The organism is Trinickia sp. Z7, assembly GCF_056498045.1.
In genome coordinates, this window is the sequence record NZ_JAUEQW010000011.1 from 167151 (window position 1) to 193698 (window position 26548).

Here is a 26548-nt window from a genome sequence, read left to right on the forward strand (position 1 = left end):
CTGGTAAACGGGCTGCGAGACGATGCGTCGGGCGCCTGGGGCTGGGGCAAAGCGCTCGTGCTGGGTTGCGCGCCGGATCGTGCCGGCGTCGCTTTATCGATTTTGTTCAGAATGGCCGGGTCCGACATGGCGAGGACTTCCGCTGCCGTGCCGGTCGGCGCCGCCGCGGGCGTGGGTTCGGCGGGCGGCGTCGGCTCGCCGAGCACCACGGGGCCGGCCGCACCGGCCTGCGCCCAAGACGCGGCTTCGGCGGCCGCGGGGCGGCGCGCCGGGCGCTTGGCGGACTTCGGAGCGCGCGCGCCCACGGTCAGGCCCGCGATTCGAGCACTTCGACGGCGGGCAGCTTCTTGCCCTCGAGGAATTCCAGGAACGCGCCTCCACCGGTGGAAATATAGCTGACCTGATCGTGAATGCCGTATTTGGCGATCGCCGCGAGCGTATCGCCGCCACCGGCGATCGAGAACGCCGACGAATGCGCGATCGCCTCGGCGAGCGTCTTGGTGCCGTTGCCGAACTGATCGAACTCGAACACGCCGACCGGGCCGTTCCAGACGATCGTGCCTGCGCTGGCGAGCTGCGAGGCCAGCGCTTGCGCCGTTTGCGGACCGATGTCGAGAATCATGTCGTCGGCTTCGATCTCCGCCACGGGCTTGGTCACGGCGGCCGCGGCGGCCGAGAACTCCTTGGCGACCACGACGTCCGAGGGGATCGGCACCGACGCGCCGCGTGCGCGGGCGCCTTCGATAATGGCTTTCGCTTCGTTCACGAGATCGGGCTCGGCGAGCGACTTGCCGATGTTCAGACCGGCCGCGAGCATGAACGTATTGGCGATGCCGCCGCCGACGATGAGCTGATCGACCTTTTCGGCGAGCGATTTCAGGATCGTCAGCTTGGTCGAGACTTTGGAGCCCGCGACGATCGCGACGAGAGGGCGCTTCGGATTGCCGAGCGCCTTGCCGAGCGCCTCGAGTTCGGCCGCGAGCAGCGGGCCGGCGCAGGCGATCGGCGCGTACTTGGCGATGCCGTGCGTCGTGGCTTCGGCGCGGTGCGCCGTACCGAACGCGTCATTCACGTAGACATCGCATAGTTGCGCCATTTTCTGCGCGAGCTCGTCGCTGTTCTTCTTCTCGCCCTTGTTGACGCGACAGTTTTCGAGCAAGACGACCTGGCCCGGGGCGACCTTCACGCCGTTCTCGACCCAGTTGGCGACGAGCGGCACCTCGCGGCCGAGCAACTTGCCGAGCCGCGCCGCCACGGGCGCGAGCGAATCCTCAGGCTTGAGTTCCCCTTCGGTCGGACGCCCGAGGTGGGAGGTGACCATCACCGCCGCCCCGGCGCCGAGCGCGGCTTCGATAGCCGGCACGGACGCGCGGATGCGCGTGTCTTCGGTGATATTGCCGTGCTCGTCCTGCGGCACGTTGAGATCGGCGCGGATGAAGACGCGCTTGCCGGACAGCAAGCCCTTTGCGATCAGATCGGAGAGACGCAATACTTGGCTCATGGGAATGTACGCATGCAGGTTGATTGGCGGGCGGCGGCGCGCGCGGCGAACGGGGGGCGACCCGGCTCACGGCACGGCGACAGACGTGCATTTTAGCCGATCGCCCCGCCGCCCTAGCCGATACGCGGACGAATGTCGCGTATTCGGGGAAGGTATGTCGTATTTGTGTGAATCCGGCGGGGCCTGCTAGGCCCAAAAACGCAGCGCCGTATAGGCGAGCATGCCGACCACGATGGTGCCCAGCATACTGCGTCGCCACAGGAACCATGCCAACCCGGCCAGCGTGCCGTACAGCGCATGATTCGAGAGCGCGACCGACAGGCCTTGCGGGGTTTGCAGCACATCGGGCAGCACGACGGCGACGAGCGCCGCCGCGGGGGCATAGCGCAACGCCCGTTGCACGCGCTCGGGTAGCACGGCGCGCTCGCCGCCGAGCAGAAAGAACGCGCGCGTCGCGGCCGTGACGAGCGTCATGCCGAGGATCGCGAGCCAGATCTGCGTAGCCGACATCGCTCAACGCTCCTTGCCGAACCCGGCGCTGCGCCGCCCTGGGCGCGCCGCGCGGATGCGGCGAAAATCGGCGCGCTCGGCCAGCAAATCGGCGATGCTGCCCGACGCGATGGCCGCGCAGACGGCCAGCGGCAGCGCCAGCCGGTAGGGCAAATCGATCGCCACGAGCGCGACCACGCCGGCCATGGCCACGGCGGCCAGCGTCGAACGGTTCATGACAGCGCTGACGATGAGCGGCACGAGCGCGAGCGTGCCCGCCAGTTCGAGCCCCCAATTGTCGGGCACGGCGCTCGCGAGCAGGATGCCGGCGATCGACGACGCTTGCCAGAACACCCAACTCACCACCGACATCCCCCAGAAATACGCTTCCTTGCCCGGCACGTAACCGTTGGCGAACGATTTCTTCAGAAACAGCAGGTAGACCACGTCGCCGTTGAAATAGCCGAGCAGGAGCCGCCGCCAGAAGGGTAGATACGAGAAGTGCGGCGCCAGCCCCGCGCTGAAGATGACGAAGCGCGTATTGACCATCGCGGCGGTGAGCAAGACGGTCCAAAGCGGCAGCTTGGCCGCCAACAGCGGCAGGATCGCGAGCTGCGAGGAGCCCGCGTAGACGAAGAGCGACATGCCGAGTGCCTGCGGCACGGTCAAGACCGATTTGCTCATGGCTACGCCGGTCACGAGCCCCCACGAGAACATCGCCATCAGCGTCGGCGAATAGTCGCGCACGCCGCTCTTGAAGGCGGCGCGATCGGCGGGGCTGAGGCGAGAGAGCATGGGCGGCGCGCGGCGGCAGCGCGTCTTACGCACCCCGCCGCTCATGATTCGAATTGGAAGGTGTCCGATTATAGAGGCCGATCGACCCAAACCAGCGAGCGCGTGATTGGAACTGTGGCAAAAGACGCTAAAATGGCGAACTCGACGGGCTAGCCCCACCGCAACGCTAGGAGATACGTATGTCAATGGCCGATCGTGACGGCAAGATCTGGATGGACGGCAAGCTGATCGACTGGCGCGACGCCAAGATCCACGTCCTCACGCATACGCTGCATTACGGCATGGGCGTATTCGAAGGCGTGCGCGCTTACAAGATGGTGGACGGCGCGAGCGCCATCTTCCGCCTGAAAGAGCACACCAAGCGCCTATTGAATTCGGCGAAGATTTTCCAGATGAACGTGCCGTTCGATCACGAGACGCTCGCCGCCGCGCAATGCGAAGTCGTGCGCGAAAACAAGCTCGAGACGGCCTATCTGCGCCCGATCGTCTGGGTCGGCTCGGAAAAGCTCGGCGTCTCGGCGCGCGGCAACACGATCCACGTGGCGATCGCCGCCTGGCCGTGGGGCGCCTATCTCGGCGAAGAAGGCATGACCCGCGGCATTCGCGTGAAGACTTCCTCCTTCACGCGCCATCACGTGAACGTCTCGATGGTGCGTGCCAAAGCGTCCGGCTGGTACGTGAATTCGATCTTGGCCAACCAGGAAGCCACGGCCGACGGCTACGACGAGGCGCTGCTGCTCGACGTCGACGGCTATGTCTCGGAAGGCTCGGGCGAAAACTTCTTCCTCGTCAACAACGGCAAGCTCTACACACCCGATCTGGCCTCGTGCCTGGACGGCATCACGCGCGACACGGTGATCACGCTCGCGCGCGACGCCGGCATCGAAGTGATCGAAAAGCGCATCACGCGCGACGAAGTCTATACGGCCGACGAAGCGTTCTTCACGGGCACGGCGGCCGAAGTCACGCCGATCCGCGAGCTCGACAACCGCACGATCGGCGCCGGCTCGCGCGGCCCCATCACCGAAAAGCTGCAGTCGGCGTTCTTCGATGTCATCGCCGGAAAGAATCCGAAGTACACGCACTGGCTCACGAAGATTTGAATCCGAACGCCACGCGCCATACCGCCTATAACGAGAATCGTCTCATGAGCGAAACGAAGGAAATGCCGTTGGTCGAGCTGTCGGCCAAAGATTTGCCCGCCTATTGCCCGAACCCGTCGATGCCGCGCTGGAGCACGCATCCGCGCGTGTTCATCGACGTCACGCACGGCGAGGCGCGTTGCCCCTATTGCGGCACGCGCTACAAGCTGCGCGACGGCGAAGTCGCCAAGCACCACTGATTCGCCGCGTCCCCCGCCGCGCCGCCCGGCGCGTAGCGCCCGAGCAAAGCCGGCGCTACGCGTGACGGCGCTTAGCGGTTCGCGGCTTGCCGCCGCCATCGGGCGGCGAGCCGCGCACCGCCGGGCGACGCCCGCCACCTCATCGCCGAATGCGGCGCCTATCGCGCGCCGCGCTAGCCTTCTTTCGGACACACACTGATGCGTCGCGCGTTGGTTATCGCACCGAATTGGATCGGTGACGCATTGATGGCGCAGCCGCTGTTCTCGCTGCTCAAGCAACTTCACCCTCGCCTCGTCATCGACGCGGTCGCGCCCACTTGGGTCGCCTCCGTGCTCGAGCGCATGCCTGAAATCGGGACGGTACACGCCACCGATCTCGCGCACGGCAAGCTGCAGTTGTTCAAGCGCTGGCAGCTCGCGAGCGATTTGCGCGAGCACGGCTACGACGCCGCGTACGTTCTGCCCAATTCGCTGAAATCGGCCTTGATCCCGTGGCTTGCCGGCATTCGCCTGCGCATCGGCTACACGGGCGAAGGGCGCATCGGGCTGCTGAACGTGCGCCACGCCAATCCGAGCAAGGAACGACGCGGGCCGATGGCGCAGCACTACGCCGCGCTCGCCTACGCTCCCGGCGCGAACGTGCCCGACCTGGGCGCGCGGTTGCCGATGCCGCGTCTCGAAGCCGATCCGAACGAGTCGGTGCGGGTCTCGGCGCGCTTTCACCTCGATACGCGGGTGCCGCTTCTCGTGTTCTGCCCCGGCGCGGAGTACGGCAGCGCCAAGCGCTGGCCGGCCGAGCATTTCGCCGCGCTCGCGCGTATGGTGGGCCAGTCGTTCCCCTACACACAGATCGTCGCACTCGGCTCGAACAAGGATGCCCCGCTCGCGCAAGCGATCGCCGAACAAGCACCGAACGTGCGCAACTTGTGCGGGCAGACGGCGCTCGGCGAAGCCTGCGCGTTGATTGCGCGCTCGGGCGCGGTGGTCAGCAACGACTCGGGCCTCATGCACGTCGCCGCGGCGCTGCGCCGGCCGCTCGTGGCGATTTACGGGTCGAGCGATCCGCGCCACACACCGCCGTTATCGGACTTTGCGAAGGTACAATGGCTGCATCTCGAGTGCAGCCCGTGCTTTGCGCGCGAGTGTCCGCTCGGCCATTTGCGCTGCTTGCGCGAGTTGTCGCCGGAGCAAGTGTTCGCCGATCTGCGCGCCATGCTGCTTGGCGAGCGCTGACGCACGGAAGGCCGCGCGCCTTTGTGCGTTCATTGTCCTGTGGACGCCGCTCGCCGAGCCTGAACGATCAACGAAGCCCGGCGCGATTGTGCGCGCGCTACCCACGAGCCCAGAGCCATGCCACGTTTTGCCCGCTTATTCGAAGCTGCAGCCGACACGCTCAACGCGTTCTACCAGACCGTCGCCGACGGCAACGTGGACACGCTGATGGCCCTCTGGATCGACGAGGAGTTCGCGAGTTACGTCAACGCGGGCGGAGCGCACTGGCATGGCGTGGATCAGATCCGCGCTGGCCTCGCCGCGCTGGCCGACGCCCACACGCTGCCGACGGCGATCGATCCGCTCGACGTGCGCGTGTACGACAGCCTCGGCACGGTCGTCTATACGGTCGCGGAAGCGCATCGGTTCCAAGAACCGCTCGCGCCGCCGCGGATGGTCTATGCAACGTACGTGATGGTTCATGAGCGCGGCGAATGGCGGATCGCACATATTCACGCGAGCCCGATGCCGGAGGAAACGGCCAGCGAGTTCGCCGCCAAGATTCGACACGGACAAGGGGCATTGCACTGAGGTCCCCGGCGAGCGCCCCCATGTGGCGGGCCGGCTGCGGACCTGTTTTTGGGGATGGTCATGAGCACGGCACATGACAAACCGGCTGCGTCATCAACTAACGAACACGCAGCCGCAGGCAGGCTCGTCGAACTCATCTACAGCCCTCCCCGATGGCTGCCCTCCAGCCACGCTCAAACGATCATCCCCGCCCTGTTCGCGCGCCGTCCGAACGTCGACTATCGACGCGAGCGATGGGACACGCCCGATCATGACTTCATCGACTTGGATTGGATCGCCTACCCGCCGGGCTCGGCCGCGGCGCCAGCGCCCGACGCTCCGTTGTTCGTCCTGTTTCATGGGCTCGAAGGCAACTCCGATTCGCACTATGCACGCGTATTGATGGCGTCTGCACAAGCGCTCGGGTGGCACGGGGTCGTGCCGCATTTTCGTAGCTGCAGCGGCCAGATCAATTTAGCTCCTCGGTTTTATCACCTTGCGGACAGTGCGGAGGTGGACTGGGTGCTGCGCCGGCTGCACGCGTCGCACCCGGGGCCCATCGTCGTAGCCGGCGTCTCGCTGGGCGGCAATGTCTTGCTGCGCTGGCTCGGCGAGCGCGGCGCGGACGCCTCGTTCGTCGCGGCGGCAGCGGCCATTTCTACGCCGCTCGACGTCCACGCGGGCGGCCGCGCGCTGTCGCAAGGGTTCGCGCTCGTTTATACGTTGAGTTTCCTGAAGACGCTCAAACGCAAGGGGCTGCAAAAGCTGGAGCAGTACCCGGGGCTGTTCGACCGCGACGCCATGCTGGCGAGCCGGACCATGTACGAGTATGACAATGCAGTTACCGCCCCATTGCACGGCTTTCGCGACGCGCAAGACTACTGGACGCGCGCGACGACGCGCCCACTCTTGCCCGAGGTCGTCGTGCCCACGCTCGTGCTCAACGCGCGCAACGATCCGTTCCTGCCGAGCGCCGCGCTGCCTACGCGCGCCGAAGTCTCGGCCGCTATCGTGCTCGACCAGCCCGAGGCGGGCGGACACGTCGGCTTCATGACCGGGCCGTTTCCGGGCCGCATCGATTGGCTGCCGCGGCGCATCTTCTCCTTTCTCGAACCGTACACGCGTAATGGATGACATCGTCAAAGCCGCGCTCGCCAAGTGGCCCAACGTGCCGCATTGCACGGGCTGGCTGCTGCTCGATCGGCGGGGCGAATGGCGCATGCGCGACGAGGGCGCACAGGCGCGGGGGGAACTGGGCACACCCATTCGCCATGCGGCGCTGCGAGGCTTCATCGAACGCAATTACGAATGCGACGAGGTTGGCCGATGGTTCTTTCAGAACGGACCGCAACGCGTGTTCATCGAGTTGGCCTATACGCCTTGGGTCGTGCGGCTCGCGGCGCCCTCGCCGGACGCGCCCACGCTGACCGACCAGACGGGCGCGCCGTTCGAGCCGGGGGCCGTCCTCATCGACGACGAAGGCAGCGTCCTGTTCGCCGATGAATCGCAGCCGGCGCGCGTCGCGCTGCTGCACGATCACGATCTGGACTTGTTCGCGCAGTTGGCGACGCTCGATGCCGACGGCCTGTCCGGCACATTCGAATGGCGGCCCGATAGGCGGCTTGCCATCGAACCCGTTCGCCGCGCCGAGTTGCCGGCGCGCTTCGGCTTCGTGGCGAGCCCGGCAACGGCGGGCGAAACCGAGCGCTGAAGGTCGGCATTGCGGCGCTCGGAACCCCTGAGAAGTGCGGCGGACGGGCTCTGCTCGAGGCGTTTCCGCTTGGTTTGCTTGGGACCGTAGTCGAGAGCTGCCCTGTCCTGCGCATTTCGCCTGATTGATGCCCCGAGGGTCTTCCCGGATTGTTCTCGAGTGCGCTTCATATAAACATATGGATGACTAGTTGACCAAACATATTCGCCTCTATTCGAAGAACGCCACCATGCAAGCCGACGAACGCCTCCCTCGTTATCAACGTCTGCGCGACGAACTCGCCGCTCAAATAGGCCAGCACCGGTGGCGCCCCGGCGAAGCCATTCCGACGGAGCAGGAACTCGCACGCAGCCACGGCGTCGCGGTCGGCACCGTGCGCAAGGCGGTCGACCAACTCGTCGCCGAAGGGATGCTCGAGCGCTTCCAGGGACGCGGGACGTTCGTGCGCCGCGCCAGCTTCGACGGCTCGCTGTTCCGCTTCTTCCGCTTTCAGAACCGCCGAGGCGAACGCCGCATTCCGACGAGCCGGATCTTGATGCGCGAGGTGGTGGCGGCGCCCTCGGCCGTCAGCACGGCGCTGCAGATCGACGCCGATGCGCGCGTGATCCACATGTCGCGGCTGCGTCTGATCGACGAGCACCCGATTCTCGCGGAGGAAATCTGGTTGCCTTACGAGCGTTTCGTCTCGTTCGCGACGCTTCCCGCCGATGAGATCGGCGATCTGCTTTATCCCGTCTACGAAGCCGAGTGCAACCAAGTCATCGCGTCGGCGAGCGAGACGCTCACCGTCGAAACCGTCGACGCGATGTATGGACGATTGCTGCGGATCGATCCGGGTACCCCCGTCGTCGTGATCGAACGGCTCGCCTACGGGTACGACCGCCGGCCGCTCGAATGGCGGCGCTCACGCGGGCCTGCAAGCGAGTTCATTTATCAAGTCGAGATTCGGTGACGACGCCGCCCGACTGCAACGCGTCGCACCGCAATAAGCCCGCGGCAGCACGATAAAGCGCACGCGAGCGCTATCAGGAGACACACGATGTTCAGCTGGTTCAAAGACATTTCCCCCACCGAGCGCCGCACATTCTGGGCGTGCTTCGGCGGTTGGGCCCTCGACGCCCTCGACGTGCAGATGTTCAGCCTCGTCATTCCCGCGATCATCGCCGAATGGGCCATCGGCAAAACCGAAGCCGGCCTCGTGAGCGGCGCGACGCTCGTCGCCTCCGCGCTCGGCGGCTGGATCGCGGGCGCCCTGGCCGATCGCATCGGCCGCGTGCGCACGCTGCAACTCACCGTGGCCTTCTTTTCCGTCTTCACGTTCGCCTGCGCTTTCTCGCAAGACTTCACGCAGTTCCTCGTGCTCAAGACGCTGCAGGGGCTCGGCTTCGGCGGCGAATGGGCCGCCGGAGCCGTGCTGATGGCCGAGTCGATCCGCCCCGCGCATCGCGGCAAAGCGATGGGGACGGTTCAGAGCGCGTGGGCGGTAGGCTGGGCCGCTGCCGTCCTGCTCTATACCGCCATGTTCTCGCTGTTCCCCGGCGCAATGGCATGGCGCGCCATGTTCGCGCTCGGGCTCTTGCCTGCCCTGCTCGTCATCTACGTGCGTCGTGGCGTGCCCGAACCGGCGGCCCCCGCAGAACGCCGCCGCGCCGTGCGAAGCGGTGCGCCCGGCATCCCGTTTTTCGATATCTTTTCCCCGCGCGTCTTGCGGATGACGCTCATCGGCGCACTACTCGGAGTCGGGGCGCACGGCGGCTACTACGCCCTCATGACGTGGCTGCCCACCTACCTCAAAACCGAGCGTCATCTGTCCGTTCTCGGCACGGGCGGCTATCTCGCCGTGATCATCTTCGCGTTCTTTTGCGGCTGCATCGCAAGTTCGCACCTGCTCGACCGGATCGGCCGCCGCGGCACCATCTTGCTGTTTTCGATTGCGTGCGTCGCCACCGTTCTCGTCTATCTGTTCGTGCCGTTGACCAATGGAGCAATGCTCGTGGTCGGCTTCCCGCTCGGATTCTTCGCCGCCGGCATCCCGGCCAGCATGGGTGCGCTCTTCAACGAGTTGTACCCGCGCGGCATGCGTGGTACCGGCGTCGGCTTTTGCTACAACTTCGGACGCGTCGTGTCCGCCGCCTTTCCCGTCATGGTGGGCCACTTGGCGAAAACCACGACGCTCGGTTTCGCCATCGGCGTCGACGCGGCGATCGCTTACGCCATCGTGGTCTTCGCCGTCCTGATGCTGCCCGAAACACGCGGCCGCGCGCTGGCGGACGCGTTGCCGGACGCCGACGCGCACACAAGCTCCCCCGGCGTCGCGCCCGCGCGCCGATGAATGCCCGAGGGCATGCTCGCAGGGACGCCGCATGCCGGCGTCTCGCTTGTAACGGAACATGACTGGAGACGACCGAATGGCGAACGGTAAGCTGACGCGCCGAACTTTCAATCGAGGACTATTGGCCATGTTGACGACGACCGCGCTGGGCGCCTGCGCGGATACGCCCAAACGTGGGGGCGCAGGCAAGATCACGGCGATCGACACGCATGCGCACGTGTTTTCCCACGACCTGCCGCTCGCGCAGCGGCGCCGCTACGCGCCGGCCTACGATGCGCCGCTCTCGCGCTACCTCGCGCAACTCGATGCCCACGACGTATCGCACGGCGTGCTGATCCAGCCGAGCTTCCTGGGCACCGACAACCGCTATCTCACGCAATCGATCGCACAGGCGCCGCAGCGCTTGCGCGGTATCGCCGTCATCGATCCCGCGGCCGTGGCGGCAGAGCCCGGCCAGTTGGATGCGCTTGCTCGTGCCGGCGTCGTCGGGATTCGGCTCAATCTGTTCAGTCTGCCCGACCCCGACTATACGAGCGCCGCTTGGCAGGCGACGCTCGAGAAGATCGCTTCACTCGGCTGGCAGATCGAAGTGCATTGCGAGGCGCAGCGATTGCCGCACGTCGTCGGACCGTTGCTCGACCGTCGCGGGGCGCCGATCGACGTCGTCGTCGATCACTTCGGGCGGCCGAAGCCGACGCTCGGCGTCGACGATCCAGGTTTCCGTTATCTGCTCACACTCGGCGCGACGAGGCGCGTGTGGGTCAAGGTGTCGGGCGCGTACCGCAACGCGGTCGCGAAGGCCGGCCCCGATGCAAATGGCGCGGCGACCGCGCTAGCCGCCATGCCGCTACTCGAAAACGCGTTCGGTTTCGATCGGCTGATATGGGGTAGCGATTGGCCGCATACGCAATTCGAGCAAGTGGAAAGTTACGATGCCGTGTACGCCCTGATGTCGAAGCTGTTGCCGACCGAGCGCGCGCGGCGCGCCGTGCTGGTCGACACGCCGGCCAAGCTGTTCGGGTTTGCGTGAAGCGGTGACCGCCCCCGGCGAACCGCGGATCGGCGGCGGTTGGTCGGCATATCGGCGGTGGCTCGGCCGCGCGTCATCCGCTCTCTCGACGACTGCTAAGATAGGCGCCGTTCGAAGGAGCATGAAATGCCTGAATTGACCCATTTCGACGCCGCGGGCCAAGCCCATATGGTCGACGTCGGCGGCAAAGACGAAACGAAGCGTATCGCCGTGGCGCGCGGCTCGATTCTAATGAAGCCGGAGACCTTCGCGCTCATTCGCGACGGGAACGCCAAGAAGGGCGACGTCATCGGCATCGCGCGCATCGCCGCGATCCAAGGGGCGAAGCGCACGGCCGATTTGATCCCGCTGTGCCACCCGCTCGCGCTCACGCGCGTTGCCGTCGATTTCGCGCTCGATGAGGCGTTGCCGGGCGTGCATTGCACAGCACAGGTTGAAACGCTCGGACGCACGGGCGTGGAGATGGAAGCGCTCACGGCCGTGCAGGTAGGTTTATTGACCGTGTACGACATGTGCAAGGCGGTGGATCGGGGGATGACCATCACCGACGTGAAGGTGATGGAAAAACACGGCGGGAAATCGGGGGATTGGGTCGCGCAGGGTTAATGCATTCGCACACCCGCCGCGACGGCTCATTCATCGCTATCGCTGTCGTCCTCGGAGGCCGGCGCCTTCGGCGCAGGCCCGTAACGCTTCAACAGTTCGGCCTTGAAGCCTGCGAGCTTCGGCTCGTCCTCGCACAAATCGTAGAGCGCCGATAGCTGCGCCGGCCAGTCATGCAGCACACCGGCAAAAATCTTCAGCCGCTCCACCGTATCGAATGCCTGGTCCTGTTTACCGTCCAGCGCCTGCAATACCGCATAGCGCCGCAGCACGGTCTCACCGGGCAAAAGCGCGAGCGCTTTCTCATGCATCGCCAGCTTTGCGGGCAAGTCGTTGCCGTCGATCGGCAGCAGCGTCGCCATGCCGTACTCGCCCCATGCGCCGAATAGTTTCGACGGCGCAGCCCGGTATTCATCGGCCGGATGCGCGCCGTAGTACAACACTTCCGCGCGCGAATAGTCACGGTAAATCGGGTGCAATGCGGCGAGCCCACCGACGACGAGCAGCAGTTGCCATCCGATCGCGAGGCGAGGCGGCACGAACGAAAGCGGTTTCGTCTCCAAGATGCCGAACACGAACATGGCCGGCAGCAGGAAAAACATGTACTGCTGCGGATACTCGACCAGCGCGTGCATGAGCAGCGCGCCGATCAACGCCAAACCGAACACGCGTTCGGGCGTATGCGGAGCGCGCAACACGCGCCAAAGCCACGCGAGCAGCCCCAATAAAACGATGGCGATGCCCGCAATGCCGGTTTTTGCAAGCAAATCGATCACGATGTCGTGCGAGTTGTTCGCGATTTCGACATCGCCCAGACGCTTCACGAGTTCGAACTCGTAGCGCGGAAACTCGCCCCAGCCCACACCCAGCAAGGGATGCTGGGTAAACATCGTCCATCCGTATTTCCACATCGCCAGGCGCAAGACGAATTGGCCTTTGTCCTGAAAGCGATGGGCGGCAGACACATCCAAGCCAAGGCCGAAGCGCGCGTTCGCCCAACGCACGCCGATATTCACCGCGCAAAACAAGACGATGAGCGCCACCGGAATCATCCATGCCCGCAAGCTTCGCCGTTGCGCCCCGTCACGTCGCGGCAGGACGAGCGCCATCCAAAAACCGGCAACCACGATGACGGCGGTTTGCAGCCAAGGCCCGCGCGAGACCGTCAACGCCTGCCCGAGCACGCAAACGGACGATACGAGCGCCCAGACCGCCACGTTGAGGCGGCGAGTCTGTACCAAATACATCGCTCCCGCGAGGGCAAAGGCCATCACCGTCGCGAGATGATTGGCCTGCGCCATGTTGCCGAAGGGGCGCCGGTCGGCCGTTACGTTGTAAGCGACGACAAAGGGCGAGAATCGCGCTTCCGCGTGGAATAACTGCACCAGTTGGCAGAACACTGCAAACAGTCCGCCGACGATCAGCGCGGCTGCCGCCCAGCGAAGCGCACAGCCGGCATCGCCTGCGCGCGCGAACCCATAGCCGGCCTGCGTGGCCATGACGCCCGCCAAGAGAAAGCCCGCACCGAGCCACGCCATGGAAGGCTGCGCGAGGGGCAGCACCGCCGTCTGCAGAACGAGCAAGCCGCCGAATGCAAGCGGCACGAGCGCGACGGTGGGCAACGCGTACGGCGCATGCCTGCCCTCAGACACCGTCAGTAGCAAGACCGAGGCGCCGACGAGTAGGTACAGCGCCAGCGCCGTGTACTCGGCATAGAAGGTCGGGATCGGGTACGTATGGCTGGTGACCGCATAGGGCAGCAACAACGCAAAGGCCAAAGACGTGAACGATAGATAGCGTGCAAATGGAGAGGTCATGAGGATAGGGACCGTCGGCAACCGGCGCACTATACAAAAATTTTCTTTCAGTGTCCGCGCCCATTTATCGCTCGCGCGTATTTAAGCGCGACATTCCGGCGGCGCGAGCTTGGCGGGCAGCGTCGCAGCGGTGAGCGGCGTAGGGCCCTCGCCCGGCGCGGGCAACGTCGAGGACGACTTGCCCGACGCAAAGCATTCCCACGTAAGCGTGCCGCCCTGCATCGCACCGGAGGCGAGCCCGACCCTAGAGGTGGGCGGATCCGAGGCATCGGGCAACGACGGCACGAGCACGAGCGCTTCACTGCCGGCCGGCGCCACGCGCGGCGTGTAGCGGATCGTGATTTCCCCGGTGTCGTCATCGATGTCGATCGACTCGACGTTGCGTGTGGCGGGCGGCGCCACGTAACCGCTGGCGAATGCATTACCACCCGCGGCATTCTCGGCCACCGCAAGCCGCGCGCCCGAGGCCAGTGCGAGACCCTCCCCCACCCGGCTGCGACCCAGATAATCCTGATACGCCGGCACCGCGTAAGCGGCGACGATCCCGACGATCGCGAGCACGATCATCAACTCGATCAGCGTGAAGCCGAGCTTATCGGCTCGCGAATCGGCCGCGAACGACCGCTCGTGCGTCGATCGATGCGATGGAACGCGTGGGGTAGCGCAAGACGCTAGCTGACGGGCGAAAGAAACAACGACGGCAGACATCGACGGGTACGCTCCTCTGCGGCGGCCCGCCAACGAAGGAGCGGGCAACAGGTGCGAAGCGTATTCCCACGGCACGCGGCGGGGCAGTCGGCCGGATGGCTAGGTGCGCACGGAGAACCGGCTCGCCGTGCGCGCACGCGCTCGCGCGCGTCAGCGCGAGTGGTGCGGCCGCGAGCGCCCGGCCGCCTCGCGGCGCTGCGCGCGGCGCTTGAGCCAATAGCCGAGTAGCACGACGAAGAGCGCCCCGGCAATGTGCGCCCCGTATTCGGCCGTGGGCGTGTCGAGCAGCGGCCAGCGATCGCCCGCCGGATCGTTGATGATGAGCCCGCCCGCGATCCAGCCGAGCAACGCAGCGCCGAACGTGACGATGACGGGAAAGCGATCGAGCATGCGCAGCACGAGGGTGCTGCCCCAGACGATCAGGGGAATGCTGACGATGAGGCCGAATACCACCAGCGCGATGCGATGCTCGGGATCGGCCGACTCGGCCGCGCCCGCGATGGCGATCACGTTATCGAGACTCATCACCGCATCGGCAATGATGATGGTCTTGATGGCGGAGACGAGCTTGTCGGCCGGTTTGATGCTTTCATGCGCGTCGTGACTTGGCGCCATCAAGCGCACGCCGATCCACAGCAGCAACAGACCGCCGGCGAACTTCAGGAACGGGACGTCGAGCAGCGCGACCGCGAACACGATCAGGATGACGCGCAGCACGATAGCGCCGGCCGTGCCCCACAGCACGCCCCGCATGCGCTGCGCATCGGGCAGATTGCGGCACGCGAGCGCGATCACGACGGCGTTATCGCCGCCGAGCAAGATATCGATGACGACGATCTGCAACACTGCGCCCCAATGGAGCGTCGAGAAGAATTCGAGCATAGCGTCGAGCATGAGGGCAATCGCCATTCCAGGGGAAAAGGCGCAAGCTGCGCCGATAAAAAAACGAGGGAGCACGACTTCTCTCCCTCGTTTCTTCTAACCTGTCGGCAGCCTTACGAAAGAATTTCGCAAGGATACCAAAAAGACTCACGGCTCGCGCCGGCGCTGCATTGCCGCCGGTGCGAGCACCGCAGTTACAGGATCGACTTCAGCAGACGCCCCATCTCCGACGGATTCTTCGTCACTTTGATGCCGCAGGCTTCCATGATTTCGAGCTTCGCATCGGCCGTATCGGCCCCGCCCGAGATCAGCGCGCCGGCATGGCCCATGCGCTTGCCCGGAGGCGCCGTCACACCGGCGATGAAGCCGACGACGGGCTTCTTCATGTTGTCCTTGATCCAGTAAGCGGCATTGGCCTCGTCCGGGCCGCCGATCTCACCGATCATGATGACGGCGTCCGTATCGGGATCGTCGTTGAACATCTTCATGACGTCGATGTGCTTCAGACCGTTGATCGGATCGCCGCCGATGCCGACCGCCGACGATTGGCCGAGGCCGAGCGCCGTCAATTGCGCCACGGCTTCATACGTCAACGTGCCCGAACGCGACACGACGCCGATGCGGCCCTTGCGGTGGATGTGGCCCGGCATGATGCCGATCTTCAGTTCGTCCGGCGTGATCGTGCCGGGGCAGTTCGGCCCGAGCAACAGCGTCTTGCGGTTCTCGCGGCGCATGCGATCGCGCACTTCGATCATGTCGCGAACGGGGATGCCTTCGGTGATGCAGATCGCCAAGTCGAGATCGGCTTCGACCGCTTCCCAAATGGCGGCTGCGGCGCCTGCCGGCGGCACGTAGATCACCGAGACGGTCGCGCCCGTTTCGGCCTTCGCTTCCTTGACGCTCGCGTAGATCGGAATGCCTTCGAAATCTTCGCCGGCCTTCTTCGGGTTCACGCCCGCAACGAATGCCTCCCGGCCGTTCGCGTACTCGCGGCAAGCGCGCGTATGGAACTGGCCGGTCTTACCGGTGATGCCCTGCGTGATGACCTTCGTGTCTTTGTTGATCAGAATCGACATGTATGACCTCTGTTCGTTCGGCGCCGCGTCGCGCCCCTGCGTGCGATCGCACGCTGCGGGGCGCGCTCGCGCCGCCATGCGTATCCTTGATGCGAAGCGCCTTATTTGCCCGCGGCAGCCGCGACGACCTTCTGGGCTGCCTCTTCCATGCTGTCCGCCGAAATGATCGGCAGGCCGGATTCGGCGAGCATTTTCTTGCCCAGGTCTTCGTTTGTGCCCTTCATGCGCACGACGAGCGGAACGTTCAGATTCACGGCTTTCGAGCCGGCGATCACGCCCTCTGCGATCACATCGCAGCGCATGATGCCGCCGAAGATGTTCACGAGAATCGCCTTCAGGCCCGGGTTCTTCAACATCAGCTTGAACGCTTCGGTGACCTTCTCGGTCGTCGCACCGCCGCCGACATCGAGGAAGTTCGCCGGCTCGCCGCCGAACAACTTGATCGTGTCCATCGTGGCCATGGCCAGGCCCGCGCCGTTCACGAGGCAGCCGATGTTGCCGTCGAGCGAGATGTAGGCGAGATCGAACTTCGACGCTTCGACTTCGGCCGGATCTTCTTCGTCCAGATCGCGGTAGGCGACGATTTCCGGATGACGGAACAGCGCGTTCGAATCGAAGTTGAACTTGGCGTCGAGCGCGATGACCTTGCCGTCGCCCGTCAGGATCAGGGGGTTGATTTCAGCGAGCGACGCATCCGTTTCCCACGTGGCTTTGTACAGGCCTTGCAGGATGGCGCGCGCTTGCGGGATCGAAGGGTCGGGCACGCCGATCTTCCGTGCGAGATCGTCCGCTTCCGAATCGAGCAGCCCCTTCGAGGGATCGACGGCTACCTTGTGGATCGCTTCCGGCGTCTTCGCGGCGACTTCTTCGATGTCCATCCCGCCTTCGCTGGACGCCATCACGACGACCTTTTGCGAAACGCGATCGATCACGAGACCGACGTAGAGTTCCTTCTTGATGTCCGCGCCTTCTTCGATCAGCAGGCGGTTCACCTTCTGGCCTTCCGGACCGGTTTGGTGCGTGACGAGCTGCATGCCGAGGATCTGGTTCGCGTACTCGCGAACTTGCTCGAGCGACTTGGCCACCTTCACGCCGCCGCCCTTGCCGCGACCGCCGGCGTGAATTTGCGCCTTGACAACCCAGACCGGGCCGCCGAGCTCTTCAGCGGCCTTGACCGCGTCGTCCACCGAAAACACCGGCTTGCCGCGCGGTACCGCGACGCCGAATTTCCGCAGGATTTCCTTACCCTGGTACTCGTGAATCTTCATGCGTGATTCCCTTCAGTCTGAGAGTTGGATTGAACTTCGTGATCTTTTTCGCCGAGCGCCGCTGGGCCGATCGCCCCGGGCGCCGCCGCGCTCATGCGCACCGGCGCCTCGCCGGCCGATCGGCCCTGCACCAAGCTGCGCGGTACGTGACCGTACCAGCGCGGATAAAAGCGCCGCACCGCTTCGCCGTCGAAGCGCAGCGCATGGCAACGGTCGAGCTGGAACGGCGGCTCGCGGTGAGAAACTTCGCCTGCAGGCTCGCTATCGAACGTGTCCGTCGCGCTGTCGCGCGTGCTCCAGACGTCACCGGCGAACGCTTGAATCGCGGCCGTGGGCAGGACGGAGCACAGTTCGGTGAGATGCGTGCAGCCTGCCGTTCCGGCGAGCAAGCGCCGTGCGTGGCGGCGGAAATCTTGGAGGAGGTTGAGACCGATGAGGGCGCGGTAGGCGGGATTGGCAGCTTCGCAGTGACCGGGATATGGCACCCATTCCGACGAGGCTTGCGCGTCGACGATGGTGAGCTTGCGGTCGATGGTGATGCGGAGCCAGAGTTCATGGATCGGTAGGCCTTTGGGCCGGACACCGGGCGCTAATGCGACGTCGCGCGGCTTGTGATCGGTCAGACACGCCTCGAGGTCCCACAGGCCGTCGTCACGCTCGTAGGCTTCCGCTCGGATTGCGCGACGATGGCGCAACTGGCGGGAAACGGGCGGAGAAAGCGGCATGCGAGGGGAACGGCTGCAGAGGAAAACCGACCGATTTTACCATACTGAGTATTCGAGACACCGGCGTCCCATTTCCTAGGGGCCCCGGCGGTGGCGACCGGTGACACCGGCAGACTGCGCGATGCGGGTAAGGCGTGCGGCCGGGCTCGCGAGGGTGCGCTATTCGCCGCTCCCGTCGCTTGGGTCGACCCAATCGTCGTCACCCTTGAGGACCTGCGAAATGGTGGCGTGCGAAAACCCGCGCATGGCGAGAAAGCGCGCCTGCTTGGCGCGATCGGCCGGCGATTGCGGCGGTTCGCCGAATTTCTTGCGCCATACCGCCAGCGCGCGAGCGCGCTCGGTGTCGCGCAGTTTCGAGCCGACGGATTCGACGAGAGCATGATCGAGCCCGTGCTGGCGCAGTTCATTGACGATGCGGCTTGCGCCCATGCGGGAGGAACGCCGATTCATCACGCTTTCGGCGAAACGCGCATCGGAGAGCCAGCCTTCGCGCTCGAGCGAATCGAGCAGCGGACCCAATGCGCCGGCTTGCGCATCGTCTTCTTCGATGAACGGCGTCAGCTTGCGAGTCAGTTCGGCGCGGCTATATTCACGCCTGGAGAGATACGCGATCGCTCTCATCTTCAGAGAGCGAGTGGGCCGGCGCAGACGGTTGGCCGGCGCGGGGGCGCAAGACGATGCATCAGGCGCTGGGTAATTCGACGAGGGATCGAGTGGATCGGCGCCCGGATCCGCCGTGCAAGGCGCTTCGACACGCGCGGATTCCGTTCGGTGCCGCCCCGGGACGCCGGGGCGGCGCGCGTCGCGCTGACCGCCCGGCGCTGGACGCCCTTTACGCATCACGCGCGGCTTACTCTTCTTCGTCGGCCACTTCGACAGCGCCGCTGCCCACCGGCATCGCGTTGACGCCGAGCGACTCGCGAATGCGGTTTTCGATTTCGCGCGCGATATCGGGATTCTCGCGCAGGAATTCGCGCGCGTTGTCCTTGCCCTGGCCGATTCGTTCGCCGCCGTAGCTATACCAAGCACCGGCCTTGTCGACGATCTTCGCTTGCACGCCAAGATCGATGATTTCGCCTTGGCGCGAAATACCTTCGCCGTAGAGGATGTCGAAGATGGCTTCGCGGAACGGCGGCGATACCTTGTTCTTGACGACCTTGACGCGCGTTTCGTTGCCGATCACTTCGTCGTTCTTCTTGATCGAGCCGATCCGGCGGATATCGAGCCGCACCGACGCGTAGAACTTCAGCGCATTGCCGCCCGTCGTCGTTTCCGGATTGCCGAACATGACGCCGATCTTCATCCGGATTTGGTTGATGAAGATGACGAGGCAGTTCGTGCGCTTGATCGTGCCGGTGAGCTTGCGCAGCGCCTGCGACATCAAGCGGGCTTGCAAGCCCGGCAGCGAATCGCCCATTTCCCCTTCGATTTCCGCCTTCGGCACGAGCGCTGCGACCGAATCGATGACGATCATGTCGATCGAGCCCGAGCGCACCAGGGCATCCGCAATCTCGAGCGCCTGCTCGCCCGTATCGGGTTGAGAGACGAGCAGATCATTGACGTTCACGCCCAGCTTCTGCGCGTATTGAATGTCGAGCGCGTGTTCGGCGTCGATAAACGCCGCCGTGCCGCCGAGCTTTTGCATTTCGGCGATGACCTGCAGCGTCAGCGTGGTCTTGCCCGACGATTCCGGCCCGTAGATTTCGACCACGCGCCCGCGCGGCAGGCCGCCGACGCCCAGGGCGATGTCCAGGCCGAGCGAGCCCGTGGACACAACTTGGATGTCCTCGACCACTTCGCCGGCCCCGAGCCGCATGACCGACCCCTTGCCGAACTGCTTTTCGATCTGTGCGAGCGCCGCGGCAAGCGCCTTGCTCTTTTCAGCCGTCAGTCCAGCCGGGCCTTTCTTGCTTTCTTCCATGAATCGTCCTTTGCTATGATGAGCGGGCGTCTGAGGCGGGCGGGCCGGCGAAGATAGGCTGACGCCACAGGCTTGTGGCGCGCTCGCGAGTACTCGCGACAGATCTTTCCGGCTAGCGCACGAAACGCAGACACTGTATAAAAAAACAGGGTTCTTTGCAAGCCCGATACGGGCGATTTGCGTTGCGGCAACGGAGCAATCAGGCGGCGCCTTGCAAACCGCCCACGTCAGATCTATACAAGACCATCGGAGACAGCGGCCCCACGCCGGCGCGAAAGCACCAGCCGGCCGCACGGCGCACCATGCGAATACTCATTGCCGAAGACGACAGCATACTCGCGGACGGTCTCGTCCGATCACTCCGCCAATCGGGCTATGCGGTCGATCACGTCAAAGGCGGCAGCGAGGCCGATGCCGCCCTGTCGATGCAATCGTTCGACCTATTGATTCTGGACCTCGGCCTGCCGCGCATGTCCGGACTCGAAGTGTTGCGCCGCTTGCGCGCGCGTAATTCGAGCTTGCCCGTGCTGATTCTGACGGCCGCCGACGGCGTCGACGAACGCGTGAAAGGGCTCGACCTGGGCGCCGACGATTACATGGCCAAACCGTTTCATCTGAACGAGCTCGAAGCGCGAGTGCGAGCGCTCACGCGGCGCGGCAGCGGCGGCGGCCCGGCTCTCGTGCGCCATGGCTCGCTCAGTTACGACCAGGTCGGACGGATTGCCTCGGTCAACGACCAAGTGCTCGAACTGTCGGCTCGCGAGTTGGGCGTGCTCGAAGTGCTGCTGCAGCGGATCGGGCGGCTCGTCTCGAAAGAGCAACTCGTCGACCATCTATGCGAGTGGGGCGAAGAGGTCAGCAACAACGCGATCGAGGTCTACGTTCACCGCCTGCGCAAGAAGATCGAGCCGAGCGGCGTGCGCATCATCACCGTGCGCGGCCTCGGCTATTGCTTGGAGAAGCCCGCCTCGACCGGCGCCGGCGGCCCGGCCGCCAGCGCGCAGGAGGTCGCGCGCGTGCTCGCCCCTGCCTCGCCCCCGGCCGAGCCCGCCGCGAACGCCCGACCGAAATAGGCCTGCCGTGGCTTCACCCGTTTCCGCGAACGACGGCGCCGAGCACGCGCCCGGCCCCGCTTCGGCCACGCCGCCCCCGCCCCCACCGGCCGGCGCCGCGGCCGCGGCCGGCCGCCCGAACCCGTTCGCGCCGCCCGACGAAACCGAAACGGCAGCGACGCGCCGGCCCCGCTCGCTGTTCGGCGAGATTCTCGATTGGATGCTCGCGCCGCTGCTGCTGCTCTGGCCGATGAGCATCGCCGTCACGTATCTCGTCGCCAAGACGATTGCGAATGGGCCTTTCGACCGCGGCCTCGAAACCGACGCCTACGTGCTGGCGCGGCAGATTCATCCGGTGAACGGCGTGGCGACGCTGACGCTGCCCGACGCCGCGCGCGACTTTCTGAGCGGCGACAACGTCGACAAGGTCTTTTACCAAGTGCTCGGCACCCGCGGCGAGCTAGTGGCCGGCGTGAGCGACATGCCGCTGCCGCCCGAGGACGATCGACCACAGCCCGGGCTCGTCGAATTTCGCGACGCCTCGCTGCACGGCAACGACATTCGCATTGCCTATACGACGGTGGAATTGCCCGGCGGCGGCGGGCAAGCGGCGCTCGTGCAAGTGGCGGAGACATTCGACAAGCGCAGCGTCCTCGCCAACGACATCATCAAAGGTGTGATCCTGCCGCAGTTCGTGATCTTGCCGTTGGCGATCGTCCTGGTCTGGTTCGGGCTCTCGCGCGGGCTGGCCCCGCTCACCGCGCTGCAGGAGAACTTGCGCGCCCGCCATCCGGACGATCTTTCGCCGCTGGAAGCGTCGAGCGCGCCGCCGGAAATCGAGCCGCTCGTCACTTCGTTCAACGAACTGCTGACCCGGCTCGCGCAAAACATCGATTTGCAGAAACGCTTCATTGCCGACGCCGCACATCAGATGAAGACACCGCTGGCGGGCCTGCACATGCAGGCCGAGCTGGCGCTGCGCGAAGATGCCTCGCCCGAAGTGCGCCGCTCGCTCGAACAAATTGCGACGGGAGCCGATCAAGCCGCGCGCCTCGTGACGCAATTGCTTGCACTCGCGCGCGCCGAGAACCGGATGTCGGGACAAGTCTTCACGCACGTGGAGGTCGCGCACCTGGCGCGTCTGGCCGTGCGCGATTGGGTGCGCGCGGCGCTCGCCAAGCAAATGGATCTTGGCTACGAAGGTCCCGAAGAGCCTGTTTTCGTCGATGGGAACCCCGTCATGCTGAGGGAAATGCTGTCGAACATCATCGATAACGCCATCCGCTATACGCCAGCCGGGGGACGGATCACCGTGCGCGTGTCGCCGCAGCGCGAAGCGGGGCAAGTCCATATCGAAGTGGAGGACACGGGGCCCGGGATCGCGCCGGCCGAGCGCCCGAAGGTGGTCGAGCGGTTCTATCGGATTCTCGGACGCGAAGGCGACGGCAGCGGCTTGGGGCTCGCCATCGTGCGCGAAATTGCGACGATGCACGGCGGCACCCTCACGCTCGACGATCATGTTTACCAACCGTCGCTACGCCTGGCGGGCACGCTCGTGCGCGTCAGCCTGCCGATTTCGCACGGTACCCCGGAGTTACCCTAGGCAGCGCGACCGGAGAGGCGGAAACTCACCGGAAAAATTTCGCATTAACGAAACTATGGGCGACGTTAGACGACATTTGGCCGAAGAACGCGTCAATTATAAAAAGTAGGATGGTTAACAACAAGACGACAATGCGTGCTTCGGCGTCAGTAGGCCGTAAGTTTGTCTTCCAATAATCGACGACGGGTGTGAGCCGAGTACGGCCACCTGCGAACTTATTATCAAAATCGATTGGAGACGACACATGGCAACCGTTGGCGGGCAAATTTCGCACGCGCCGATGACGAGCGACGAGAAGCGGGTGATCTTCGCCTCTTCGCTCGGCACCGTTTTCGAGTGGTACGACTTCTATCTAGCGGGTTCGCTCGCGTCTTACATCAGTAAGAGCTTTTTTTCCGGCATCAACCCCACGGCCGCCTTCATCTTCACGCTGCTCGGCTTTGCGGCCGGCTTCGCGGTGCGCCCGTTCGGCGCGCTCGTGTTCGGGCGGCTGGGCGACATGGTGGGTCGCAAGCACACGTTCCTGATTACGATCGTCATCATGGGCTTGTCGACGTTCGTCGTCGGTTTCCTGCCCGGCTATGCCACGATCGGGTTCGCTTCCCCTGTCATCTTCATTGGCATGCGGTTGCTGCAAGGTCTTGCGCTCGGCGGCGAGTACGGCGGCGCGGCGACCTATGTCGCGGAGCATGCACCGGCCAATCGGCGCGGTTATTACACCTCGTGGATTCAAACGACGGCGACGCTGGGCCTGTTCCTCTCGCTGCTCGTGATCCTGGGCGTGCGCACGACCATGGGCGAGCAAGCGTTCGGCGCGTGGGGCTGGCGCATTCCGTTCGTCGCCTCGCTGATCCTCTTGGCCGTGTCGGTGTGGATTCGCCTGCAACTGTCCGAATCGCCTGCGTTCATGCGGATCAAGGCCGAAGGGAAGACGTCGAAGGCGCCCCTGACCGAAGCGTTCGGTCAATGGAGCAACCTCAAGCTCGTCATTCTCGCGTTGATCGGCCTCACCGCCGGCCAAGCCGTGGTTTGGTACACGGGCCAGTTCTACGCGCTGTTCTTCCTCACGCAAACGCTGAAAGTGGACGGCGCGAGCGCGAACATTCTGATCGCGCTGGGGTTGTTGATCGGCACGCCGTTCTTCGTGTTCTTCGGCTCGCTGTCGGACCGGATCGGCCGCAAGCCCGTGATCATGGCGGGCTGCCTGATCGCCGCGCTGACCTACTTCCCGCTGTTCAAGGCGCTCACGCACTATGCGAATCCGGCGCTGGAAGCGGCTGAGCAGAAAGCGCCGATCGTGGTCGTGGCCAACCCCGACGAGTGCTCGTTCCAGTTCAACCCGGTGGGCACGGCCAAGTTCACGAGTTCGTGCGACATCGCCAAGAGCGCATTGGCCAAATCGGGCTTGAACTACGCGAACGTTGCGGCGCCGGCGGGCACGCTGGCGCAGATCAAGGTGGGCGACACCGTGATCGACACTTACGACGGAAATGCGGCGGACGCGAAGGACAAGGCGAAGACGTTCGACAAGACGCTCTCCGGCACGCTCAAGAGCGCGGGTTATCCGGCGAAGGCCGATCCATCGCAGTTGAATTGGCCGATGACGGTGGCAATCTTGGCGCTGCTCGTGATCTACGTGACGATGGTGTACGGGCCGATCGCGGCGATGCTGGTCGAGATGTTCCCAACGCGGATCCGTTACACGTCGATGTCGCTGCCGTACCACATCGGCAACGGCTGGTTCGGCGGGTTCCTGCCGGCGACGGCGTTCGCGATCGTCGCGGCGCAGGGCAATATTTACTCGGGGTTGTGGTATCCGGTCGCGGTCGCGCTCGGCACGTTCGTGATCGGCATGCTGTTCGTGAAGGAGACCAAGGACTCGAATATCTATTCGCAGGACTGACCAAGGTGTGACGGGCCGCGGCTCGGGGAGTTGCCGGGGGGCGGCTTCCCGAGCAGGGGAGTTGACAGCGCGGCCCGTTGTGCCCATAATCCGTTTTCTTCGGCGAATTAGCTCAGTCGGTTAGAGCGACGGAATCATAATCCGCAGGTCCGGGGTTCGAATCCCTGATTCGCCACCATGCATTACCAAGGCTGCGCGCTTCCGCAAGGAGCGCGCAGTTTTGCTTTCAAGCCCTTGAAAATCAAGGACTTAGGCGAAGGCTAAAACCGCTGGCTACAGGTCTGGACTGCTACACAGCCCTGCTACACCGCTGCTACGCGCATCGGGTCGCAGGCCTCAGATACCGTCCAACCAAGGCCATGTCCAAAACCTACCTGACCCGCCGGGATACCAGCCCGAACTTCTACTTCCGCCGCCGCGTTCCCGACCGCCTGCGTGCCTCCTTCGGCAAACGCGAAATCTTCTTTTCCCTGCACACCAGCGACCCGCGCACTGCCGAGCGCCTTGTCAGGCAGCACGCGGTCGATACCGACGCGCAACTCCTGCTCCACGAGCAACTGGTGCGCAACCAGCGGAACCCGCAACCTGAAGAAACAGCTTCGCTCAGCCGCGCCCTCGAGCCTCACCACATCCCGACCCTGGCCGAGCGCTACCGGGAAACGCTGGTCGCTACGCACCTCGAGCATCCGCCCACCAGGGCCGAACTGGCCGACATGCGCACCTGGTATAGCCAGCTGGAAACGGAGCTGACCGACGCAACCGTGCTCGGGGACACCAGCTTTGTGGAAGACGTCGGCCAGGCGCACCTGGCGGCTGAGGGCTTCAATCCGGCCCTGACCGCCCCCGCCACCCTTCATCTCTACTACCAGCGCCTGCTGCATGCCGACCTCATCGCGATTAGGCAGCAGTTGCAGCACCTTTCGGGCGCCCCCATCGACAAGCCAAAGGTGCGCCCCTCCCCGCTCGAAGGCGACAACTGGGAGGCGATGCTGGAGTGCTGGAAAGCTGAACGCGCGCCCGGTGACAAGACGTGGGATGAAGCCAACCGGCTCGTCAACCGGTTCCGGACGTTTTCGAACGACCTCTCGCCTCTCGACATCACGACGGAGCTCGTGGAGGCCTTTCGCGACAGCCTGCTGCAGGAAGGCCTGTCCCGCCAGCGGGTCAAGACGATTCTGTCGCTGCTGCGTCCGGTGGTGGGGACCGCTATCGAGATGAAGCGGTGCAGTCTGACAGGCAACCCGTTCGCCGACGTGAAAATCAATGTGCCCAGACGCGCGGCCGGCAAGGAACAGCGGCAACCGTTTGAACTCGAACACCTGCAGGCGCTCTTCCGTAGCCCGGTGTACACCGAAAGGCTGCGCCCCAAGAAAGGGGGTGGCGATGCGGCGTTCTGGCTGCCGCTGATGGGTCTGTTTGGTGGACCGCGCGCCGAAGAGCTCGGGCAGTTGCGCGTGGCCGACGTGCTGCGTCGGGATGGTCAGCTCTATGTGCGCATCTCGGAGCTGGGCGAGGACCAGGAACTCAAAACGCTCGGCTCGGAGCGGATGGTGCCCGTACATGAAGAACTGCTGCGTATCGGCTTTGAGAACTATGTTGAAACCATGCGTGAGCGCGGTGAACAGCGCCTGTTCCCCGAACTCAAGGCCGACCGTTACGGCAACTACACCAAGATGTTCTCGACCTGGTGCAACGAGTACATCGATACCTACGTTGTGGACGACAAACGCTATGCGTACCACTCGTTCCGGCATTGTTTCGAGGAATTCGCCGGCTGGAGTGGCCTGACCCAGTATCAGATTGATGGGATTCTGGGCCATTCGCCGCAGGGCATGGCCAAGCTGTATGGGAAAAAGTCAGGTAGCCGCCGGACGTTCAATCGTAAGCGCGAATTTGACCGCACCTAGAATCGGAAGCTGAACAAGCGCAGGCTTGCGTCCGCAACTACAACTTGCGGACGCAACCGATGACACAGAACGAAGTTGATTTCCTGCCACTGCGGGTGACC

General features: G+C 64.7%; 25 protein-coding genes and 1 tRNA gene. 15 read left to right on the forward strand and 11 right to left on the reverse strand.

All coding sequences use genetic code 11. From position 1 onward, the window contains the following. Positions 1–307: 307 nt before the first annotated feature. The 3 genes from QQS38_RS19030 to QQS38_RS19040 form a co-directional block, all read right to left on the reverse strand. Positions 308–1501: a phosphoglycerate kinase gene (locus QQS38_RS19030; protein WP_479646899.1), complete on the reverse strand. Its 1194-nt coding sequence runs from the start codon at positions 1499–1501 to the stop codon at positions 308–310. A gap of 186 nt (positions 1502–1687) precedes the next feature. Beyond that, entirely contained in the window at positions 1688–2011 is a 324-nt protein-coding gene (locus QQS38_RS19035; protein WP_479646900.1) for an AzlD domain-containing protein, read from the reverse strand. Positions 2012–2014: 3 nt separating this feature from the next. Further along, the gene (locus QQS38_RS19040) at positions 2015–2785 is read right to left on the reverse strand and encodes an AzlC family ABC transporter permease (protein WP_479646901.1); all 771 of its coding nucleotides are present in this window, start codon (positions 2783–2785) and stop codon (positions 2015–2017) included. A 179-nt stretch (positions 2786–2964) separates the two neighbouring features. Between QQS38_RS19040 and QQS38_RS19045 the strand changes: the two genes are divergently transcribed. The 10 genes from QQS38_RS19045 (at position 2965) to moaC (ending at position 11588) form a co-directional block, all read left to right on the forward strand. Next, positions 2965–3888, forward strand: coding sequence for a branched-chain amino acid transaminase (locus tag QQS38_RS19045; RefSeq protein WP_479646902.1), 924 nt, complete (start codon positions 2965–2967; stop codon positions 3886–3888). 44 nt (positions 3889–3932) lie between these two features. Beyond that, positions 3933–4127, forward strand: a complete 195-nt coding sequence (locus QQS38_RS19050) for a zinc-finger domain-containing protein (protein WP_479646903.1) — start codon at positions 3933–3935, stop codon at positions 4125–4127. Between the two features lie 198 nt (positions 4128–4325). Further along, positions 4326–5360, forward strand: coding sequence for a lipopolysaccharide heptosyltransferase II (gene waaF, locus QQS38_RS19055; protein WP_479646904.1), 1035 nt, complete (start codon positions 4326–4328; stop codon positions 5358–5360). A 117-nt stretch (positions 5361–5477) separates the two neighbouring features. Then, the gene (locus QQS38_RS19060) at positions 5478–5930 is read left to right on the forward strand and encodes a nuclear transport factor 2 family protein (protein ID WP_479646905.1); all 453 of its coding nucleotides are present in this window, start codon (positions 5478–5480) and stop codon (positions 5928–5930) included. 60 nt (positions 5931–5990) lie between these two features. Further along, positions 5991–7043 carry a YheT family hydrolase gene (locus QQS38_RS19065; protein ID WP_479646906.1) on the forward strand — a complete coding sequence of 351 codons (1053 nt, stop codon included), beginning with the start codon at positions 5991–5993 and terminating at the stop codon, positions 7041–7043. Next, positions 7036–7620, forward strand: coding sequence for a DUF2946 family protein (locus tag QQS38_RS19070; RefSeq protein ID WP_479646907.1), 585 nt, complete (start codon positions 7036–7038; stop codon positions 7618–7620). Before QQS38_RS19065 ends, QQS38_RS19070 begins: the two co-directional genes overlap by 8 nt. Positions 7621–7849: 229 nt before the next feature. Continuing rightward, positions 7850–8572: a GntR family transcriptional regulator gene (locus tag QQS38_RS19075; RefSeq protein ID WP_479646935.1), complete on the forward strand. Its 723-nt coding sequence runs from the start codon at positions 7850–7852 to the stop codon at positions 8570–8572. 87 nt (positions 8573–8659) lie between these two features. After that, positions 8660–9952: an MFS transporter gene (locus QQS38_RS19080; RefSeq protein ID WP_479646908.1), complete on the forward strand. Its 1293-nt coding sequence runs from the start codon at positions 8660–8662 to the stop codon at positions 9950–9952. 127 nt (positions 9953–10079) lie between these two features. Then, positions 10080–10982: an amidohydrolase family protein gene (locus QQS38_RS19085; protein ID WP_479646909.1), complete on the forward strand. Its 903-nt coding sequence runs from the start codon at positions 10080–10082 to the stop codon at positions 10980–10982. A 126-nt stretch (positions 10983–11108) separates the two neighbouring features. After that, positions 11109–11588, forward strand: a complete 480-nt coding sequence (moaC, locus tag QQS38_RS19090; protein WP_479646910.1) for a cyclic pyranopterin monophosphate synthase MoaC — start codon at positions 11109–11111, stop codon at positions 11586–11588. A gap of 26 nt (positions 11589–11614) precedes the next feature. On the opposite strand, the gene QQS38_RS19095 is transcribed toward moaC, so the two are convergent. The 8 genes from QQS38_RS19095 to recA all read right to left on the reverse strand — a co-directional run bounded on the left by QQS38_RS19095 (position 11615) and on the right by recA (position 19982). Beyond that, positions 11615–13402 (reverse strand): PglL family O-oligosaccharyltransferase, encoded by a 1788-nt coding sequence (locus QQS38_RS19095; protein ID WP_479646911.1) that lies wholly within the window; start codon positions 13400–13402, stop codon positions 11615–11617. An 81-nt stretch (positions 13403–13483) separates the two neighbouring features. Continuing rightward, entirely contained in the window at positions 13484–14110 is a 627-nt protein-coding gene (locus tag QQS38_RS19100) for a pilin (RefSeq protein ID WP_479646912.1), read from the reverse strand. Between the two features lie 150 nt (positions 14111–14260). Next, the gene (locus tag QQS38_RS19105) at positions 14261–14992 is read right to left on the reverse strand and encodes a TerC family protein (protein ID WP_479646936.1); all 732 of its coding nucleotides are present in this window, start codon (positions 14990–14992) and stop codon (positions 14261–14263) included. A gap of 194 nt (positions 14993–15186) precedes the next feature. Further along, a complete protein-coding gene (sucD, locus tag QQS38_RS19110) occupies positions 15187–16068 on the reverse strand; it encodes a succinate--CoA ligase subunit alpha (RefSeq protein WP_325344062.1) in 882 nt (293 codons plus the stop codon). A 101-nt stretch (positions 16069–16169) separates the two neighbouring features. After that, positions 16170–17336, reverse strand: a complete 1167-nt coding sequence (gene sucC / locus QQS38_RS19115) for an ADP-forming succinate--CoA ligase subunit beta (protein ID WP_479646913.1) — start codon at positions 17334–17336, stop codon at positions 16170–16172. Continuing rightward, entirely contained in the window at positions 17333–18061 is a 729-nt protein-coding gene (locus QQS38_RS19120) for a DUF2889 domain-containing protein (RefSeq protein ID WP_479646914.1), read from the reverse strand. The genes sucC and QQS38_RS19120 overlap by 4 nt, the downstream gene beginning before the upstream one ends. 159 nt (positions 18062–18220) lie before the next feature. Continuing rightward, positions 18221–18682: a recombination regulator RecX gene (gene recX / locus QQS38_RS19125; RefSeq protein ID WP_479646915.1), complete on the reverse strand. Its 462-nt coding sequence runs from the start codon at positions 18680–18682 to the stop codon at positions 18221–18223. A 229-nt stretch (positions 18683–18911) separates the two neighbouring features. Further along, positions 18912–19982: a recombinase RecA gene (gene recA, locus QQS38_RS19130; protein WP_479646916.1), complete on the reverse strand. Its 1071-nt coding sequence runs from the start codon at positions 19980–19982 to the stop codon at positions 18912–18914. A gap of 302 nt (positions 19983–20284) precedes the next feature. Between recA and QQS38_RS19135 the strand changes: the two genes are divergently transcribed. The 5 genes from QQS38_RS19135 to QQS38_RS19155 all read left to right on the forward strand — a co-directional run bounded on the left by QQS38_RS19135 (position 20285) and on the right by QQS38_RS19155 (position 26447). After that, positions 20285–21055: a response regulator gene (locus QQS38_RS19135; RefSeq protein WP_479646917.1), complete on the forward strand. Its 771-nt coding sequence runs from the start codon at positions 20285–20287 to the stop codon at positions 21053–21055. A 7-nt stretch (positions 21056–21062) separates the two neighbouring features. Beyond that, a complete protein-coding gene (locus QQS38_RS19140; RefSeq protein WP_479646918.1) occupies positions 21063–22637 on the forward strand; it encodes a sensor histidine kinase N-terminal domain-containing protein in 1575 nt (524 codons plus the stop codon). Between the two features lie 244 nt (positions 22638–22881). Continuing rightward, positions 22882–24540 carry an MFS transporter gene (locus QQS38_RS19145; protein WP_479646919.1) on the forward strand — a complete coding sequence of 553 codons (1659 nt, stop codon included), beginning with the start codon at positions 22882–22884 and terminating at the stop codon, positions 24538–24540. A gap of 101 nt (positions 24541–24641) precedes the next feature. Continuing rightward, a tRNA-Met gene (locus QQS38_RS19150) sits at positions 24642–24718 on the forward strand. A gap of 181 nt (positions 24719–24899) precedes the next feature. After that, positions 24900–26447, forward strand: coding sequence for a DUF6538 domain-containing protein (locus QQS38_RS19155; RefSeq protein WP_479646920.1), 1548 nt, complete (start codon positions 24900–24902; stop codon positions 26445–26447). Positions 26448–26548: the final 101 nt, after the last annotated feature.